Raw genomic sequence first — 19,010 nt, 5'->3', positions numbered from 1 at the left:
GTGTAATCCATATTTAACCAAAACCTCCATACCCGTGGAGGTTATTCGTGTTGGTCGGAAAAAGTATACCACGAAAAGAGAACTCATCCAACCAGAAATGCTTGACAAACATTAGCTGGTTTTTGTTTTTGTTACAGGTTTTAAGGCTATTTAACTATTTCACAATGATTTTGCCTTGTCCTGCAAGCATTCGCATCTCTCTAGAGAGACGGTCCTGGTTCCCATCCTGCATTTCGAGTTGAACCCCATAGTGCCATGAGGTATTTTTTTCTTGACCCCAGCGGAGAGTGCCTTCCATATATAGAGGGTCTTCAAAAAGCAGCATATTCATTCCAATCCGAATATCGTTATTCTCTACAGGAAGGGATAGCGGAAATGACAGCTGACAGCCGGATCGACTGATGTCACAGAGTTCAGCCTGAATGGGCTTGGCTGGTGCGTTAACCCCGTTGATGCTGAGAATATAGATCTCAAAGTGGATCGGTTCCTTCAATGTGTATCGAAAGGGTTCTTTTCTATTGTTAATTGACATGGCTTGGCTTCCTCCATCAGGTTCAAAAAAAGTCAGTTATGCTTATATCGACCATTTGGAGCGAGAAATGAAGAGTTGCGCAAGCAGAGATGGTCCGTGGGTTCCTTTTACACGTGTATCAGGCTTGATATAATGATGGAATATATTTCTGAGGTCAGACTTGGATCAGACAGAAGGGACGGGTGAATATGAGAGGAACATTTCAAATGGTTACAGATACGGCAACATTGTGCCTGTATGATCTGGCAGCGTTAAAACATCGGCTTGAGGATACTTCGGACTGGTGGTCCATTCCAGTGGATGAGCTGGCTGAGGTGAATGCAGGTCATTGTCTGTTCTTGAATCTGGGTGCGGATGGAGTGTATGAGGTGGAATGGAGCCTGGAGGATGTGGAGGAGGATTCAGATCCAGATCACGCAGCGGAACGGGAAAAGGTGTATCATCTGCAAGTTCCGTCTGGGCACGTCTATCTGGGAGCGGCGGATGATGTCACTGGCGGTGAATTGGAGCCGGATGAGACGTGTGAAGGGGTTCTGTTTCAGTTAAAGCCGGGAAATTATGCGTGTATCGTCTCCAGAGAAGCCAGTCGGATCACCATTGTCATGACACCAAGTATTCAGGGAAATAACACGCTGGATGAATTAATCCGGATATAGTGTACATATACGAACAGGAGGGATTCATATGCAGGAATGGAACGAGATAACAATGATGAATGCAGATGCCCTGCGTAAACAAATGAGAATGCTCGCTGCGTTGGATATCATCTTTTCGGAGGAAAAATGGTTACGCGTACATCATTATGAAGCTGAACTTCAGCCAGGTGTGGCATGGGGAAGCATCAATAACGGCGCAGGTGATCATCTGCATGTCTTGTTTACGAACTCAGGCACGTTGATCAAAGGATTTGATCATGAGTCACCTTTAAGCCCGCATGCTCGTGAGGATGGTGAGATCTACCCGGGCATGTACGATGAAGTACCGGAGACGTTGATGGCTGTACTGCGAGATCAGGAGGAAACATTGGATCTGGAGGATGTGACCTTTTGCCTATGGAAGGAAGGGAACGACTTGCCATGGAAGGTTGGTAACTGGATTCAGCTGGCGATGACCGAGGAAGACGAAGCGGACGCCAGAGGTGGTGCAGAATTTTTACTTGGATATATAGAGAAGAACTCGGAAGATTACGTAGATTGGGCCAAAGGGTACTACGACCTGCAGAATCTGCCATTGGAAGCCGTAGCTGAAGTATATGAAGAAAAACCGGTGACTGCCAGTCTGATCAAGCAGTTGTGTCCTGAGCGAGATGTGGCAGCAGCACTGGATGAGTTGCAGCAACGCGGGTACGCCGTCGAACAAACGTAACAGAGTAAAGAAGGGAGGTAGGGAAGCCATGTACAAAGTGCAACTGGAGCGTATGCGTGAAAAGTTGATCACTCTCCGAAGTCTGGACCCGGATCTGGAGCTGTTTGGCGCAGAAAACCATGAATATGAAATGGCACCTGTATGGACGCAGGAGGATATTACGCAATTTGAACAGAAATGGCGAATTGAGTTACCGGAGGAGTATAAGGTATGGCTTCTTCATATGGGAACGGGTGGTGCAGGACCTTATTATGGTCTGGAAAACCCGAATGATGGCGTATACGCTGTGCTTGGTTATGATGATGAGCTGAATGCGATCTCGGACCCTTTCCAATTCACGGAAGCATGGAACTGGAACTATGACTGGTTCGATGATAGCAAGGAAGAAGAGGAATGGGAAGTGCTGGAACATGAATATTTTGATCCAAAATGGTCGGCAGGCATGCTGCGCATCAGTGATTTTGGTTGTGGCATCTCCATGAATCTGGTTGTTAAGGGGGCCTCCTACGGAGAGATCTGGGTTGATGACCGGGCTAACCGCAATGGAATCTATCCTGACCAGTATTGGGGCAATACGAATCGATTACATTTTCTGGACTGGTATGAGTTGTGGTTGGATCGTTCAATCCATCAAATGCATGAACAAAAGCAACAATCTGGAGCGAACGAAGTCTGAAGGAGGTTGTACATATGGGCTGGGAATATGGGATTAGAACAACGGAGCCTGCGATTTTACCTGAAGTTGTGAAGCGTTTGGCAAGTTCATTAAAATTTACCGAAGTGTATAGTTTGGAACACCAAGCCAACGGCTTTGTATTGAAACGTGAAGATCCTTCCTGGCCTAGAGCCCTTGAAGTGTGGATAGAAAAAGCTTCCGGGTTAGAAGAGATTGTGGATGGGGATTCGTATATCTACTGTTTGTTTCATATCTGGGGTGAAGAGGCGCGGAGTTGGATGCATCAGATGGAGCGAGAAACCAGCCAGGTTGATGGTGGTTTAATCTGGTTTGAACTCTGATTGGTAAGAGATTGCCTGAAACAGGAGGAGCATATGGCTAAAAAATCAAAGAGAACAATTCCTGCGCTCATATATCAGTATCAAGGTCCACAGCGGAATGTGGGTTTTGGTTTATCCCCTTTATACATAGAAGAATCGGTTGAAGTAGAGATGGAAGACATGCTGTTCATATATAATGAAGACTTTGACTATATTCGTCCTGCATTGGATCGCGCATTTCCCTTAATTGACCCGCGAACTGGAGAAGAGATGAAGGTACTTGATCCCTGCTGGGAGAATCCGATTACGAAGGAAGTGTGGGTGGGGATTTTATCAGAGCTGGATCAACAGGTGGTTGCAGAGCCTGAATTACGGAATTTTTTGAATCAGTTCATAGCTTGGGTGAGAAACCATCTGCAATTGGCCGACGGGATCGAAGTCACCGGCAATTTGTAAGTTAGTTGATCTTGGATTGTTCATGCTTGTGCGTAATTCAGTATACAGGCGGCCGAAGTGCTATGTAATCAAGCTCCCTCATGATGATGGCGGAGCTTTTTTTGATGAATAAAAACCGTTTGCTTCACTGACCCGTCTTATACCACAGAAAGAGAGAGAAGGAGGGATGCGGGGTGGAAACAAAAGCAGAGATGAACCAGAGGATCTATGTACAGACCGAAGACGAGACGGCATTTGTGCAATCCATTATGGAACATCAAGATACGCTCATTTCTATTGCCTACAGCTACCTGCGTAACCGGCAAGATGCGCTGGAAGCTGTGCAGGAGATGACGTGCCGGGCTTGGATCAAACGTCGTACGCTGAATAATGAGAAGGCGTTCAAGTCGTGGATCATTCGGATTCTGATCTATGTCTGCATCGATGAACAGAGGCGCCGCAAGCGGGCAACACCTCTGGCGAAGGAGGATCTGGAGGACAGCATTCCGGCGTCTTGGATGATTAGCGTTGATGATAATCGAATCGCTATGGAATCTCTTTTGCAAAAGGTGAAACCGAAATATCGCCATGTATTATTGCTGAAATATTATAACGACATGACACTGACGGATATTGCCTCCATCCTCGGCAAACCGGAAGGGACGATCAAGACCTGGCAGCACAAGGGGCTCCAGCAGTTGCGCAAGTTGATGAGGAATAGGAGGGATTGGCATGACCACTAACCCGGAGGAGAAAGCACTTCTTGCAGACGCATATCAGGTGAAAAGAGAGAACCAGCAATGGAATCCGGCGGACACGACTGCGGCAATTCAACGTGGTCTCGCAAAGGCCAGAATAAAACGATCAGGTAGGACCGTTCGTATCAAATGGATCACAGCAGTGCTGATCACGGCCCTGGCTGCTGGTTGGTTTCTCTTAGGTCCGCTTGGGAGTTATGGTCAAGAGCAGGCAACATATACTGAGCCTGTGACCCATTGGGGAGTACTAGAGCCCTTTCGTGACCTGTTAACTTCGGATATGGACCGTGCCACGATTACTTCAACGCTCAATAATGGTTATGTGCAACTCGTGGATCGGACGGTTACTTCAGGAATATATCAGTTTACCGTGAACGCGGTTATGGCGGATGAGAACAGGATAACCGTATTGTATACCGCCAGAACGGATGCATCGCAAGAGATTTATTCGATAGTCAATACCAAGATGACGGATGCAAGAACAGGTTATGTCCTTGATAACGGAAATATAGGAGGAGGGCATTTCTCGAATGATAAACATACCATTTATGGCCGGAAAACAATTGAGCGAAATCGAAATAAACCGCTGCCTGAGCAAGTGAATCTTCAGTTCCAGCTTTCTTCCTTTGTTCCAGATGTGGTGGGAAGTTTAGAAAAAGGGGAAAAGGAACGGAAATATAAATATTCCAAAAAAATGAATCTTTCTTTTGCGCTGGATCCCAAATTCTCTATCCCCAAAACGGAAATCATCAACGTTAATCGGACCTTTACCGTTGGAGGTTATGAGGTCATGTTGTCCGAAGTTGAGGTATCTCCTCTTGTAACTCGGGTCAGGCTTGTTTATGAGCCGGATCAAGAGATCGATTACAAAACGAAGTTGTTGATCAGTGAGGTCGTTCAGCCTATCGAGATTGTAACCACCTCTAAAGGCGGGAAGCAGACCAACTTATCCACGATATTTGGGCGTGGAACGGAAGACGGAATGATGTATACTTTCAGCAGCAATCTGCTGGACAATCCGGAATCGATGGTATTAAAACTTCGTGGGAAAACTGGTAAGGTCTATGATGATTTGCAGGAAGCCAAGAATGATGAACTGGGGATCAAAATCAAATAAGATGAACTAAGAGGCAATACTCTTATTCAGATTAGGTGGATGTTAGTGAAAGCAGAGAAGGGATGTCCCTCAAGGTCGTAAGCCTTGTGAGACATCCCTTTTTAAATATGAAAACGGCTGATCTTATACAGTTAAAATATCTACTCCCAGAGCTGGAAGGGTCAACTTCTGATCCAACCTCTCGCTGGTCAACAAGCTGCGATAAGGAACGTCCAGCGTAATCTCTCGTTGCTCATTCGTCAAATTGATCAGAAATAGGAAGTTTTGCTCCCCCTTCGTTCGAATCGACAGCTCGACACCTTCCGGCAACTGGATTTTGGGCGCCAAATCCTTTTCCTTCAATATGCCTTCAAACAACTGATAGAAATACGATGGCTCCGGCCAAGTGCCAACATAATACACTTCACCTTCACCAAACTTATTGACAGTAACCGCCGGTACACCCTCGTAAAAGTCGTTGTCATACCAGGCGATCGGCTCTGCACCTCGCAGTTCCAGTAGATCACACCATTGCTTCGCAGCGAAAGTCTTGCCCTCCGCGTTCCGTATCCGATGCTCACTGTTGCCGATGGCATCATATTCACATACGACAACACCCGCCGCTTCACCCAGTAGCCCCGGCAGAGGCAGCATCTCACATACATTCCTCATGTTCTTCACGCCAGTCCGATTGGTAAGGACAACCGTACCACCCTTGGCTGCGAATCGCTCCAGCCGCTGTGCTACTTCTTCACTTAACAGGAAGAGGGAAGGGACAATGACCAGCTTGTACCCATCGAGCTCCTCAGTCCAGTTGATAACGTCTGTACCAACGCCCATTTTCAGAAATGCATTATGCATAGAGGACAAGTTGTCTAAGTAGTGCATTCCCCCTTCCGCCTGCGGCTGAAGAGAAAGCGCCGTATGCTGATCATGCGAATGCAGAATCGCAACCTGAGTAACAATGGTTGAGTCGGCCAAGAGTTCTCCTAACTGGTTCACCTCGCGAGTAAGCTCCGCGAACTCCCTGAACCTGCGCCCAGGAACATTGCTGTGGTCGATCAGCCCATGCCAGAACTGTTCCGCTCCGACGGTAGCACTCCGCCAGCGGAAATGGACGACCATATCCGCACCGCGAGCGATTGTCTGCCAGGAGCGAGCTCGGATCAGTCCAGGATACGGCGTGCGCTGAATCGGCATCCAGGCGCCCTGTGCCCCGCTGAGTTGTTCCATTACCCAGAAATTCCGGCGTTTGATGCCGCGAACCAAGTCCAGCGTAAGCGCTCCGTTCCTCGGAAACCGATCGCCATAATCGCGATACAGCTCATTCGGATAATAATCAACAGAGACGAAGTCCAATTCGTTGTGCATATCATAATAGTCCAGGCTATTCGGATATTGCCACATGTTATGCGTCACAAATTGGCCTGGACAGTTACGGCGTAAAATCTCAAGCTGCCATCCCAGCAGATAGCCTACGCTGTCAGAACAAAATCGTTTGTACTCCAGAAGATAGGAAGGATTCATCGGTTTGCTGGGTCCGAGTGGTGTTGTTACCTCAGCCCAGCTGCTGTACTCCCCACTCCAGACGACCGTACCCCACTCCCGGTTCAACTCCTCCAGATTGGAATAACGCTTTTGCAGCCAAGCGACAAATGCACGATTACATGTATCACAATGGCATTCCTGGTAGTGCATCTCGTTATCGATTTGCCAGCCTATGACGGCGGGATGCTTACCATAGCGCTGTGATATCGCTTCCACAAATTTGGAACCCAGCATTCTCAAGGAAGGGCTGTTGTTGCAACGATGTCCACGCACACCTGGCCGAATGATGTGGCGTTGCTCATCCATGGGCAGCACATCCGGATAACGGGTAGTCATCCAGTTTGGCGGGGTATTGGTGGGGGTGCATAACACAATTTCCATACCACGCGAAGCGAATACTTCTATAGCCGCATCCAGCCATTCAAACTGATAATTACCCTCAGTCGGTTCCATTCGGCTCCAGGCGAACTCCGCCATTCGCACAACTGCAACCCCTGTCTCTTGCATAAGTACGGCATCTTTCTCCCATAACTCCGGGGTCCATTGCTCTGGATAATAATCAATTCCGATCTTCATTGTCATCCTGTGATCTCCTTTATTTATCAATATATTGCGATTATATGTTATATTAATTCGAGTGAATATCTTAAATAATTAATATGATATAACAATATTAAGATCAGGAGAGTTAGTCGTATGCCTCATCCCAATCGTAATTTTCCGGTGTTATCTGCCCGAGACAAGCTGCTCCCTTTTTATTTACTTGGCATCGGCCTGCATCATGAACAGGAGCATATCCGCCGAGACCAAGGCATTGAGGATTATCAGTGGATACAATGCCGCAGCGGTGTGGGTAAGCTCAAGCTCAGTGAAACGGAACATATCGTCAAGCCAGGTATGGGCATGCTGTTATTCCCTGGACAGAAGCACGAATACTATGCGCTATCCGACAGTTGGGAAGTCGACTGGATCATTTTCGATGGCAACGGGTCAGCAAACTTATTTGAAACCGTGGGCATTGTCGATACATGCGTATACACGCTTGCACAACCTGAATACCTTCTCTCCCGAATGCGGGAGTTGCTGCAAGCTGCCTTAACACCACAAGAGCAGACATTAAGCAATTACGCCTGCTCCGCCATTCTCTATACCTTATTGACAGAGATTATTCAACGCGTATCTGTTGAGGGCAGCGATACGGTCGGGCAGCAGTATGAGCGATTAAAACCGGTTCTGGACTATATTGAACAGCATTATGCTGAAGAGATCACTTTGCCAACGCTGGCTGGATTGATCTGTGTCACACCAGAATATTTCTGTCATTTGTTTAAGAAGACGACAGGTATTCGTCCCATTAGCTATGTTAATCAGGTAAGAGTCAACAAGAGCAAGGAACTGCTGCTCGACAATGTGCAGCGCGGGATGGAGGATATTGCTCGTCAAGTCGGCTTCGAATCGACCAGCTATTATGGAGCCATCTTCAAGAAGCTGGAACGAATTACACCTGGCTTCTTCCGCCGCAGCTATCAGAAGTCGTAACATATTATTATCCGCAAGCAAATGGTTTTTCGTCAGAGGCTTTAGGAACTGATCCAAGGGTGGATCAGTTCCAAGATGGATCACATAGTACTCGTTAATAGAGCCGCTAATTAGCGGCTCAATTTTGTGTGAACGAATGGCCTGGTTTTATGTTTTTTCACTATATCTGATCTGCTGTTGCATAAAAATGATAATTGTTGTCTTTTTGCAATTTTTGTATTGTCACAGCCAAAGTTACACGATATAATCGAGTTGTCTTTGAGGATAATATTATAAAGGATGGTGAAATTTTGAAGAAATTTTCGATGCTTTTACTCGCTGTAACTCTATTGTTGTTAACTGTCTCCACAGCCCCGTCTACATATGGTGCGGCCAGTTATCCGAACACAGGTACGAACGGGTTGACTGGTTTTGCAGGCAGTGCCAAGAATGAAAATGGTGTATCCAAGTCAGCTACGACAGGTGGCAAGAACGGTCAGGTAGTTTACGTTAGTAATCTCAATGACCTGAGAACACATATGGCGGGCTCTACAGCCAAAATTGTCGTCGTTGAACAGAATATTTCTTCCTCCACGCTGCAAAAGGTTGAATTCGGAGCGAACAAGACACTTGTAGGTTCCTTTGGCAAACATACATTAACGAATATTCATTTCAGATCCACAAGCAGCTCAAGCAATGTGATTTTTCAGAATCTGACTTTTGAACACGCTTCCAATATTAATGCCAATGATGATATCCAGATGTATATCACTTCAGGCTCCAATTACTGGATTGATCATGTGACGTTTGCTGGTCACAGCTACAGCTCTGGCGGTAATGATCTGGACAAACTTCTGTATATTGGCGATCGCGCCGACTATATTACGATTAGCAATTCCAAATTTGCGAACCATAAGTATGGCGTCATCCTCGGTCATCCGAATGATGGTAACAGCAGTTACAATGGAGTACCTCATGTGACGATGTCCAACAATTATTTTGAAAATTTATATGTACGTGGTCCTGGACTTTTAAGATATGGTTACTTCCATCTCAAAAACAACTATGCAAACAACTTTAATCAGGCCATCACAATTGGTGAAAAAGCACGAATTTATTCCGAAAACAACTACTTTGGTGCCGGCGCTGAAAAGGGAGGCATCCTGGATGACAAAGGAAAAGGTGAGTTTACGGATACGGGCAGTACACCAGCGCTTAATAGTCCGACTTCTCCTAAAACGAACTGGAGACCAAGCTCCAATTACAGTTATCAGGTAGAAAGTGCCAGCTACGCGCGTGAGTTCGTCACCAAGTATGCAGGCTCCTCCAATACAACACTTGTATTTGGAAAGTAAGAGCTGTTGCACATCCTTTCACGACCCAAAAGGCCTGTCTTGTGCGCCATAACGCATGAGACAGACCTTTTTTTGTTTGTAAAATGATATGCTTACATATCATTTTACATTTCATATTCATTTTAAATGTTGAATACCGATATACATAAAGTAGCGCTGGTTTCATACTTATGAAGTTAATATGTACTATGCTAAGGCGCTGCGTATTTGCGATTTGCACATAAGCAGGACCAAAGACTACTAGATGTAGTACAGAAAGGCCCTACAACTTACATTTAACCTACATAAAAGGACGGGGTATGCATGGATCGTATGGACGAAATTATTTGGAAAAGGAACAAATTAATCGGTATCATTTTGTGGATTATTATTGCCATTGGTATGGGGCTGGCCTTTACGATGCCGAAGTTACTTGTGTCCAATGGAGTAGCTCTAGTCTTTGTAGTTTGGATTACATACGCTAATGCGAAAAAGAAACATATTCATCTCATTCCATGGCTGATTACTGTATTACTTACAATATGTGGAGTCTATGTCGGTTGGGGAACGGTCAATTTTGCCTTAAGTTTGGTTATAACCGCAGTTCTACTGTTATTTCCTAACAAGAAATTTTTTGTGGTTGGATTTTCGGTATTACTAGTCAACAGTGTTCTTCAATTATTTGTTATGAATACCGTTGATTCTGTTGAGCTAATAGGCAATATCGTTAATGTGGGACTATTCGCTCTCACGGGGGCCATTCTGATGCTGGTCTCACAGCTGAATCAAAGGCTCTTCCATGAAAGTGAAGTACGCCAGAATGAGGTGGAGCATTCTAAGCAAAGAGTAGAAACCATGCTGGAGCGTGTGAAGGAATCGGTCGAAGGTTTATCACGTTATACAGATCAATTGAAGCAAAAAGTGAATGCGACCGGCTCCATCACCAATGAGGTGACGCTTGGGTTCAGTGAGGTTGCAAAAGGTGTTGAGTTCCAGGCGACCAGTGTGGCCGAGATCTCGGAATCCTTATCTGTGTCGGATCAGCATATCAAGGACGTTGCTTCGTATTCGCAGCAGATGAAAGAGTTGTCCGCAAGTATGGCAATGAGCACGCAAACTGGAAGCACACAGATGGACCAGCTAAACATCCAGATGCAAGATCTATATGAAACGATTAATACAACTGCAAATGACATGCGAAAGTTCAACGAGGAAAGTGAATCCATGACGCTTATGCTGAACAGCATAGCGGATATTGCGAGTCAGACCAACCTGCTCGCGCTTAATGCAGCCATTGAAGCCGCTCGTGCGGGTGAGCATGGACGCGGGTTTGCTGTTGTATCAGAGGAAGTTCGCAAGTTGGCAGAGAGCTCGGGTCAGTCCGCAAGTGATATTGGAACCATCCTGTCTCGATTAAAAGGACAGACGCAGGCACTGACGGATCGATTCGAACGCATTCGTCAATCGTTACAACAAGGAAGAGATAGCGTCCATACGGCAGAGGAAGTATTCCGTACGATCAACAGCAACTCTCAGCATGTGTTGAATCAAGCGACAGATATCGAGACTAGTTCGGCGACCATGAAGGAATCTTCCACCAGAGTTGTGAATGAGGTTTCCGAGATTTCGAGTGTAACGGAGCAATCCAGTGCAGCGACAGAAGAGATTCTGGCGAGCATGGAAGAACAACGTAACCTGACACAGAAGATGGTAGAGAGCTTTGGAGAATTGGAGCAACTGATTGTGAACCTGAATGAGTTAGTCTCGGATCATCAGGCTTCTTCCGTTGCGAATAAACTTTAATATTAATAGTTGAAGGCCTGTCGGTGCGTATTTAGCGTACTGGACGGGCTTTTTTTCGTCTAGAGTACAACTTGATGGCGACATTTTTTTTCTATACAGTGTTGTGTAGAGTATGAAGAGAGTAGAACTAACAATGTAAATGGTAGTTAAAAGAAGATGTTACCTCATGGGGGAGTAAAAGGTTGAAGAATAAAGGAATGAAAGACAGCTCGGCCTACGATGACCGTACATATGAAGTTAGGAATGATAATCGAACTGCACGCGTGCAGCTGTATGATCAGCAATCGTTCGAAGGCATGGACTGGCCCGATACGGAGGATGGCAGATATGCCAGAGCTTATCTGGAACCTATGATGCTGGACGGGACCCAAAGCTTTATGTCCAACGTGGAAACGACATTGTTGCTCGCCCGGATTGATGATCTCGTTATTCCGCTGACGGTGAATGATACAGAGTACGACAATGCTTACGTTTGTTCGCCATATACGCATTATGTGAGTTACGCCAAGCAGGAATTGACCATGTTGCAGAAGCCCGTGTTGGAAAAAGGTCTTTCTGTGCTGCTCAGTCTAATAGGTTGGGGAATGAAGCAATCGCAGATCAATAAAGTTGTGCATGTGAACAACTGGTTGTTGTCCACCAATCTGTATCCAGCCATATCCGGTGAACAAGCAGAATGTTTGCTTGCAGCGGTACAAGAGCGATACCTTGAGCATGTCATTGTATTTCGCTCCTTGTGCCCTGGACTTCATCCCGATCTGACGGCGAGGCTAACGGAAGTGGGGTGTCGACTGATTCCGAGCCGACAAATCTACCTGTACCATGCGCATGATCCGAATTTTGGAAACTCCAAGTCGCGCTGGTTGCTGAAGCGGGATTTCGAGTTATTGGCCAAGCATGGATACGAATTCGTATCCGTAGCAGATATGACGGATGCAGATATTCCGCGAATCGTGGAGCTGTACAAGCTGTTATACCTTGAAAAATACTCCTATCACAATCCTCAGTTCACGGAACGGTACATTGCTGCTGCGATGGCATCAGGAACACTCAGGCTGTATGGACTGCGAAAGGAGGGGCGCTTGGATGCGGTCATGGGTTATTTCTACCGAAATGGAATCATGACAACGCCACTGTTCGGTTACGATACAGCGGTGCCCCAGTCCGTCGGACTATACCGTATGTTATCGGCTTGCCTGATCGGACAGGCTCGCGAGAACGGCCATCTGTTACATGAGAGCGCCGGGGCTGCGCAGTTCAAGCGCAATCGCGGTGCTGTGGCGGATTTTGAGTATTCGGCTGTGTATGAGCGGCACCTTCCATGGGGCAGACGCTGGTGCTGGCTGCTGCTTGATCGGTTGCTGAATCGCATAGGTGTGCCGCTGATGCGCCGTATGAAGCTGTAAACAAACATAATAACGTTTTTGCGCTGCCCGATGTAGGTGTGAGCTTGCATCTGATTTGACTGCACACTTGCACACACAAATGGTTATCATGATAAGCACATTTGTGCGCAGTCGCCTAATTAGACATGCTCTACGAGTTGCACCTCGAAGCCATCTGGATCTGTAATGTAAATAAACCGCAGATGCGGATTGGGCTGGATAGGTCCGCGCGCAATGGGGATATTCAGCTCTGCCAGTCGTTCTATGGCTTCATCCAGCGAGTTCACCTCATAGCCGATTGACACGCCGGCCTCTGGTTTAAGCGTGGATTCACTGCCCTCAATCAGTTCCAGCTTGGCTTCATTCTCCATGCCCAGCATGGCAATCTGCCGTCCACGGCTTTCGAATCTGCGCTGAATTGGAAGTCCGAGCATGTCGTGGTAGAACCCGAGTGAAGCTTCCAAATTACTGACCCTCAGCGTGATCCAGTTTAATTTGATCAACATGGGTGAATCTCTCCTTTTTTTTGCATGATATGTATGTTTGTTACGTTCATTATACGATAGGCGCTAGCAGGAACCTACTCCTTAACAATAAACAGTAAAATAGCTGCCGAAATATTCGGCAGCCAGATGGTGTAATCTCCTGTAGTTCCAGTAGTTCTAACGAATTATTGAATCAGATCAACGGCCGTTTGTGGTACAAATGCCTCTACACCGTTATAAACAATGACACCCTCCAAAGTTGTCTTTTTGCCGTTCACCAGTGCGATATTTTTGTAGATTTGCAGTTCCAGTTTGGTGTTACCTTTTGTTACGAGGATCTTCGGATTTTTGGCGTCCGTCAGGTCCAGTTTGTACGTCGCGCCTTTGGCTGTAAATGCCTGTTTGGCAGGTACAAACAATTGTTTGCTCACGCTGTCGAGATCCAGATCCATTACACGAGCCATATATTTGGCGACATCCGTGTTGTCAATCACACCGAATGGACGGTCATTGTTCGGAGCATACGTGTACAGCACGACATCTCCACCTGTATGACCACCGGTTGTCCAGCCAATCCCTGCACGTTTGCTGATCATTGGACCGATTGCATAGTTAAGACTGCCTGGCTCGGCCGCTTTAATGGTGGCAATCTCCTCGGAAGTCAGATCGGTAATGCCATAATATTGTTTCATCACTGCTTTGATGTTTGTACGCTTCGCATTCAACTTCGCTTCAACGCCCTCGCCTGTCAGCTTGGCCTTTTTCAAAGGTCCGATAAATGTGGACAATGGCTCTTTATCATATGTGCCAGTTGTAGATGCATTACCAATCGTGAGTCCACCGTTCTGATGGTCAGTTACAGCCACAACGGCAGTCTCTCCATCCGCTTTGGCAAAATCCATGGCTACCTTTACGGCATCATCAAAAGCCAGCACGTCACTGATAATACCAATCGGATCATTGGCATGAGCTGCCCAGTCCACTTTGCTGCCTTCAACCATCAGGAAGAAGCCGTCTTCGTCTTTGGACAGAACTTCAATGGCTTTGGATGTCATCTCGGCAAGGCTTGGCTGCTTCGCAGGATCACGGTCCATATTATAAGCCATGCCCGCTGGTGCGAACATACCCCATAGCTTGTTCGAATCGGAAGCTTTCATTGCAGCTGGTGTAGTGACGTAATCGTAACCCAGTGCCTTGATGGACGAAATCAGATTCTCGCCGTCTTTACGTCCGGCTGGCTCAAGGTATTTGCTACCTCCACCCAACACAACATCCATGCCATTGTAAACTTGTTGTTTGCTGAGTGCATCATAGTTTTTACGGTCCGGATAGTGTGAGGAGAAGTCCGCTGGTGTGGCGTGCATAATCTCGGATGTGGCTATAATTCCGGTTGCTTTACCAGCCAGTTTGGAAGCCTCCAGCACGGAAGCAACAGGTTTTCTTTCGTCTCCAGGCGCAATCGCCTTTTGCCCAGGCATGGTAGCTTTGTCCGGAAGTACACCAACAAATCCGGTATGAGATTTATAACCTGTTGCAAAAGCAGTTCCGGCAGGGGCCGAGTCCGCAATCGGCGCATCGGCGGAGTGTGTGCGAACCATGCCGCTTGCCATAGAGTCCAGTGTCAGGGACGAGCCCTTATACCAACGAGCCAGAGCGGTAGCATCATTAGCCATACCGTCAGGAATCAGAATAATCACATTTTTAATCGGTGATGCAGATGTCGTTGAGGTGGTGTCTTCCACAGCCCACGCTGCACTGCTTCCTCCGAGTGTAGCCGTAACAATTGTTGTCACCGCGAGCATCATTTTGGCTGCACGGACATTAAACCGGTTTAACATGAATGCATCCTCCTAGAATATATGTATAGTTTGGTATCCCAAACCAAGTGTATACAACAATTGCTAAACTAACGTATGAAATGGGTTAACTATATGTAAAATTTACGATTAGTAAAGGTACTAGAATTCAGGTGAACTGGACAAAATGAGGACCACTCTTGTATGTTAAGGAGAAAATCGGGCTAGGGAATGCCCCTCGTCTAATGATCGGCTTTGAGGTGGTTTGTAATGAAAGAATGGTCAGAAGCCATTCAGTGGTGGAATAAAAATCAGGTGAAGCTCATGGACATTCGTCATCTGGTCTTGAAGCCGGGACAGGCAATTAAGCCGTATGTTTTGCCAGCCCATGCTTTTTTGCTGATGGTCAGAGGAGAAGCCATTGTTCATTTGGGTAAAGAAAAGCTCAGGTCCAACCAGACGCAGGTTCTGCATGTTGGCAAAGGCACAACTATACATATCCATTGTCTGGATCTCCCCTTGGAATATTATCTTATTTTATATAAACCCCAGCCAAGCTCCACTGGTACCGACCCGTCGAGAGTAGAAAACGTACAACAAGAGTATGAATTTTCCCCGCAGCAGTATTATTTTGCAGCAACATATCCGCTGTTGCTAATTCCCATAATGGAGAGAATGCATGAATGCTGGGCAAGCAGCGAAGAATTGGACAGGTTGCAGGTTACAGGACTGTTGTATCAGTTTGTATACGAACAGTTTCGTCAATGGAAGCAGGCGAGTGATCAGGTAGCTGATCCTCCAGAATTAGCCGAGCAGATTGCAGCATACATTCAGGAGCACTACGCACATCCCGTGTCCATGGAGGATATGGCGGCCCAATTTCATTACAGCAGTCATTATCTGGCACGGGTATTCAAGCGAAAATTCGGTTGCAGTCCGATGGAATACGTCATCCAAACCCGGATGAACCAAGCCAAAGTATTGCTAACAGAGACAGAGGCTCAGATTCGTGATGTGGCTGAGAGCGTTGGATATAAAGATTTGTACTACTTTAGCCGAATCTTCAAACGAATGATGGGAGAAACTCCTGCTCAATATAAAATGCACAGTCATCTGCTTAAAGGTTCAAATCGTACCAATAAGAAGTCGGAATCGTTCATTGCTGGAGAGCTCACACAACGCTATATTGATAATAACGATAATCATTATCAATACAACACTTGGAGCGTGAATGACTTGAATGTTCGTTTTAAGCCTACTTTGGCGGTCAGTTTATTATTTAGTTTATCCCTGCTGTTAGCAGCTTGCGGGGGAGGAGCTGATCCACAGTCAACAGCAATTGAAGATGCTTCACTGCCTGCAACCAAAATGTATACCGACGCATCGGGGAGAACGGTTGAGATTCCAGCTCAATCTGCCAAACCGGTTGTGATCACATATGGTGGTTATTTGCTGCCACTCGGAATGAAGCCGGCGGGTGCCAACAAGGAAACACTGGATCTGTACCCGGAAGAGATGGCTAATGTGCCGGATATCGGATCAGGAACGGGGAACGTAGAAGTCGTCTCGGATCTGGAGCCAGATCTGATCATCGTACCTGATTATACAAGCACGGAAGTGATCGGCACCTATGAGAAAATTGCGCCCACGATTACGGTAGCCTGGGGCGGTGACCCGGATGTGATCAACACCCTGAGAACGATGGGTGAGATTATGGATCGGAAAGAGGAAGCAGAGCGATGGATTGCTACCTTTGAAGATAAATTGAAGGGGATTCGGGATGAACTGAACATCAATATTGAACCGGGCACCACGGCCATGTCCTTTGTCATCTACAACAAGGAGGTATTACTTGGGGGAGAAGGTGGCACATTGGGCAAGCTGATATACCAGGATTTCGGATTTGATATGCCTGAACAGTACAAAGCCTATGCAGATGGTGGAACCGTGCTTTCATTGGAGAAGCTGGCGGATAAACCTGCAGACTACTTCTTCACCCAGATGGAAGATGAAGAGATGGAGCAGATGACTGAACTGTTCAAGGAGCCGGTGTACCAGAGTATTCCTGCGATCAAAAATCATCGGATCATTAATGTGTCTCGCAACTATTGGAATTATGGACCTTATCTGGTCGACAAGGGGCTGGATAGCCTGATTGAGCAAGTGAGCAAGCTACAGGAATAAAAAAACGTTTCATTCTACAAATTTGACGCAAATCACGTCATATCAGAGCAGGTTCATAGGTGGATGCGTCTATGGCCTGTTTTGTTATGTCGGCGGTTCTGTATAATTAAAGCTTATAACCGACGGAACATTCGGAGCGATATGGATTTATTTTGAATTGTGGAGTCAGAGAAGAAGGGGCTTGAATGTAACGTATCGGAATCGTAGTGTAGATGCCTTCCATTGAGCGATCTGGTCGATTCTTGCACTGGTATTTATTCCAATGACGATGTTGCTTGGATTCCATCCGGCATACACTCAGGTTATTTTCCGGGTATCTAATAAATGCAACATTGTAGGAGATCAGCAGAAGCAGGCTTAGTAACTTATAACGTTGAATGAGTAGTGTAGAACTGTATGCAAGATGAAATAGATAGAGGTTGGAGAGAGGAGAATGATACATGATGGATACTATCCCAGTTCAGGACCTGCATGCACATCCTGAACTGGGATTCACGGACCAAAGTGGTACAGATGCTGACGCAACTGGGGTATAGCGTCAACTTATGGAAAACATGCGATTGACGACACATCACGGCGGGGGCTGCCCAAGCCGGAAGTGTTGGAAGCTGCATATCGACGCGCCCTCCAGGAAGGTGCAGATCCGATAATCGTGGAGCAGATGCGAGGTGGGTTCACCGCCGTTGTCGCTGAACTTCAAGGGGAGCAGGAGGGACAAACGACTGCGTTCCGCTTCGATATGGATGCACTGCCAATCCGTGAGAGCAAGTTGGAACAACACGCGCCAGAAGCGGGAAAATTTCGTTCCAGTCATGAAGGTATTTTGCACGCTGGTGCATACGATGGACATACAACGATTGGACTGGCGCTTGCAGAACGGTTGAGTAACCGGAAATTTGTCGACAAGATCAGGCTATTGTTCCAGCCTGCCGAAGAAGGTGTGTGTAGAGCATATGCCATGGTCGAAAAAGGAATGCTGGAACAGGTGGATCGCCTGTTCTGCATAAACTTGGGTAGCGGTGTGCCATCCGGTCATATCAGAGGTGCGTCTGCCGAGTTCCTGTCAACAACCAAGCTGGAAGCGCTCTTCACCGGAGGAAGGACGGAACGCGCTACTGGGTGCAGCGACCGCCATGCTAAATATTCATGCACTTCCCTGGTTCAGTTCAGCAGATACCCGGATCAACGTAGGTATTCTAGAAGGTGGGACAGCGGCCAATATTATTGCCGAGCATGCACGTATGGTTATTGAGCCCCGTTCGACCAGTGAAGAAACGAATTGAGAGTTGGGCGTCGCGTGCGGAACATCATTGAGCATGCGCAGCCATGCACGAACTGACCGCTATAGCCGATTCGGTGTGATATGGAACTTGCAGAACTTGCGGTTCAGCAGGCGGAAGGCATCACTGGGTTTACCCAAGCATAAGCCGTATCGGATAGTGCTACTCTCAGCAGCGTATATGATTCGGCGAGGCGAGTACAGGAGCAGGCTGGCAAAGCTACGTATATGATTGTTGGCACCGAGTTGCCTGCTCCGCATCATCACCCTGAATTTGATATTGATGAAGCGGTATTGGCTCCAGCGGTAGAACTGCTGGTAAAGTTGGCACGCACGCAGTAGAACACAAAGACAATATGTAATCCAAAATAGCCTGAGATTATGTGACTCTCTTTAGTTGAAATAACCACCTTGGAACAGTTGTTTAGTTTGAAATAATAAGACAAGTGAAAAATGTATTTTATTTTGTGGTTCATTTGTCTTATTATTGTAATTG

17 protein-coding genes and 1 pseudogene are annotated in these 19,010 nt (G+C 46.6%); 13 read left to right on the top strand and 5 right to left on the bottom strand.

Annotation, left to right across the window (positions count from 1 at the left end):
• Window positions 1-154: 154 nt before the first annotated feature.
• Window positions 155-532 carry a PilZ domain-containing protein gene (locus CXK86_RS29265; protein ID WP_036617371.1) on the bottom strand — a complete coding sequence of 126 codons (378 nt, stop codon included), beginning with the start codon at window positions 530-532 and terminating at the stop codon, window positions 155-157.
• A gap of 188 nt (window positions 533-720) precedes the next feature.
• On the opposite strand from CXK86_RS29265, the gene CXK86_RS29260 reads away from it, so the two are divergent.
• From CXK86_RS29260 to CXK86_RS29230, 7 genes are all read left to right on the top strand, one after another.
• A complete protein-coding gene (locus tag CXK86_RS29260) occupies window positions 721-1,188 on the top strand; it encodes a DUF6386 family protein (RefSeq protein ID WP_036617374.1) in 468 nt (155 codons plus the stop codon).
• Between the two features lie 28 nt (window positions 1,189-1,216).
• Complete coding sequence (locus CXK86_RS29255) at window positions 1,217-1,897, top strand: hypothetical protein (protein ID WP_101315018.1); 681 nt, start codon at window positions 1,217-1,219, stop codon at window positions 1,895-1,897.
• Window positions 1,898-1,925: 28 nt separating this feature from the next.
• A complete protein-coding gene (locus CXK86_RS29250; RefSeq protein ID WP_101315017.1) occupies window positions 1,926-2,573 on the top strand; it encodes an SMI1/KNR4 family protein in 648 nt (215 codons plus the stop codon).
• 14 nt (window positions 2,574-2,587) lie between these two features.
• Window positions 2,588-2,914: a hypothetical protein gene (locus tag CXK86_RS29245; protein WP_101315016.1), complete on the top strand. Its 327-nt coding sequence runs from the start codon at window positions 2,588-2,590 to the stop codon at window positions 2,912-2,914.
• Window positions 2,915-2,947: 33 nt separating this feature from the next.
• Window positions 2,948-3,349 carry a hypothetical protein gene (locus CXK86_RS29240; protein ID WP_101315015.1) on the top strand — a complete coding sequence of 134 codons (402 nt, stop codon included), beginning with the start codon at window positions 2,948-2,950 and terminating at the stop codon, window positions 3,347-3,349.
• 173 nt (window positions 3,350-3,522) lie between these two features.
• Complete coding sequence (locus tag CXK86_RS29235) at window positions 3,523-4,071, top strand: sigma-70 family RNA polymerase sigma factor (RefSeq protein ID WP_306821961.1); 549 nt, start codon at window positions 3,523-3,525, stop codon at window positions 4,069-4,071.
• Window positions 4,061-5,203, top strand: coding sequence for a DUF4179 domain-containing protein (locus tag CXK86_RS29230; RefSeq protein WP_101315014.1), 1,143 nt, complete (start codon window positions 4,061-4,063; stop codon window positions 5,201-5,203). The genes CXK86_RS29235 and CXK86_RS29230 overlap by 11 nt, the downstream gene beginning before the upstream one ends.
• Before the next feature lie 123 nt (window positions 5,204-5,326).
• On the opposite strand, the gene CXK86_RS29225 is transcribed toward CXK86_RS29230, so the two are convergent.
• Window positions 5,327-7,312 carry a beta-galactosidase gene (locus CXK86_RS29225; RefSeq protein ID WP_101315013.1) on the bottom strand — a complete coding sequence of 662 codons (1,986 nt, stop codon included), beginning with the start codon at window positions 7,310-7,312 and terminating at the stop codon, window positions 5,327-5,329.
• 114 nt (window positions 7,313-7,426) lie between these two features.
• Between CXK86_RS29225 and CXK86_RS29220 the strand changes: the two genes are divergently transcribed.
• The 4 genes from CXK86_RS29220 to CXK86_RS29205 all read left to right on the top strand — a co-directional run bounded on the left by CXK86_RS29220 (window position 7,427) and on the right by CXK86_RS29205 (window position 12,791).
• Window positions 7,427-8,269 (top strand): AraC family transcriptional regulator, encoded by an 843-nt coding sequence (locus CXK86_RS29220; RefSeq protein WP_101315012.1) that lies wholly within the window; start codon window positions 7,427-7,429, stop codon window positions 8,267-8,269.
• Window positions 8,270-8,559: 290 nt separating this feature from the next.
• Window positions 8,560-9,603, top strand: a complete 1,044-nt coding sequence (locus CXK86_RS29215) for a pectate lyase family protein (RefSeq protein ID WP_076252791.1) — start codon at window positions 8,560-8,562, stop codon at window positions 9,601-9,603.
• 303 nt (window positions 9,604-9,906) lie between these two features.
• The gene (locus tag CXK86_RS29210; protein WP_101315011.1) at window positions 9,907-11,385 is read left to right on the top strand and encodes a methyl-accepting chemotaxis protein; all 1,479 of its coding nucleotides are present in this window, start codon (window positions 9,907-9,909) and stop codon (window positions 11,383-11,385) included.
• A gap of 182 nt (window positions 11,386-11,567) precedes the next feature.
• Complete coding sequence (locus CXK86_RS29205; RefSeq protein WP_101315010.1) at window positions 11,568-12,791, top strand: GNAT family N-acetyltransferase; 1,224 nt, start codon at window positions 11,568-11,570, stop codon at window positions 12,789-12,791.
• A gap of 119 nt (window positions 12,792-12,910) precedes the next feature.
• Here the strand turns inward: CXK86_RS29205 and CXK86_RS29200 are convergent, their stop codons facing one another.
• Entirely contained in the window at window positions 12,911-13,276 is a 366-nt protein-coding gene (locus tag CXK86_RS29200) for a VOC family protein (RefSeq protein WP_101315009.1), read from the bottom strand.
• A gap of 164 nt (window positions 13,277-13,440) precedes the next feature.
• The gene (locus tag CXK86_RS29195) at window positions 13,441-15,093 is read right to left on the bottom strand and encodes an alkaline phosphatase (protein WP_257468249.1); all 1,653 of its coding nucleotides are present in this window, start codon (window positions 15,091-15,093) and stop codon (window positions 13,441-13,443) included.
• A 228-nt stretch (window positions 15,094-15,321) separates the two neighbouring features.
• Here CXK86_RS29195 and CXK86_RS29190 point away from each other — a divergent pair, with 228 nt between their 5' ends.
• The gene (locus CXK86_RS29190) at window positions 15,322-17,235 is read left to right on the top strand and encodes an AraC family transcriptional regulator (protein WP_101315008.1); all 1,914 of its coding nucleotides are present in this window, start codon (window positions 15,322-15,324) and stop codon (window positions 17,233-17,235) included.
• A gap of 106 nt (window positions 17,236-17,341) precedes the next feature.
• Here CXK86_RS29190 and CXK86_RS33145 read toward each other — a convergent pair whose 3' ends face one another.
• Entirely contained in the window at window positions 17,342-17,677 is a 336-nt protein-coding gene (locus CXK86_RS33145; RefSeq protein WP_306821960.1) for a hypothetical protein, read from the bottom strand.
• Between CXK86_RS33145 and CXK86_RS29185 the strand changes: the two are divergent.
• A pseudogene (locus tag CXK86_RS29185) lies at window positions 17,676-18,856 on the top strand (amidohydrolase). The gene CXK86_RS33145 and the pseudogene CXK86_RS29185 overlap by 2 nt on opposite strands.
• Window positions 18,857-19,010 lie beyond the last annotated feature (154 nt).

Source organism: Paenibacillus sp. BGI2013 (assembly GCF_002843485.1).
Taxonomy (GTDB): domain Bacteria; phylum Bacillota; class Bacilli; order Paenibacillales; family Paenibacillaceae; genus Paenibacillus; species Paenibacillus amylolyticus.
Note: the sequence above shows the minus strand (reverse complement) of the source record. Positions and strands in the feature narration are given on the sequence as shown.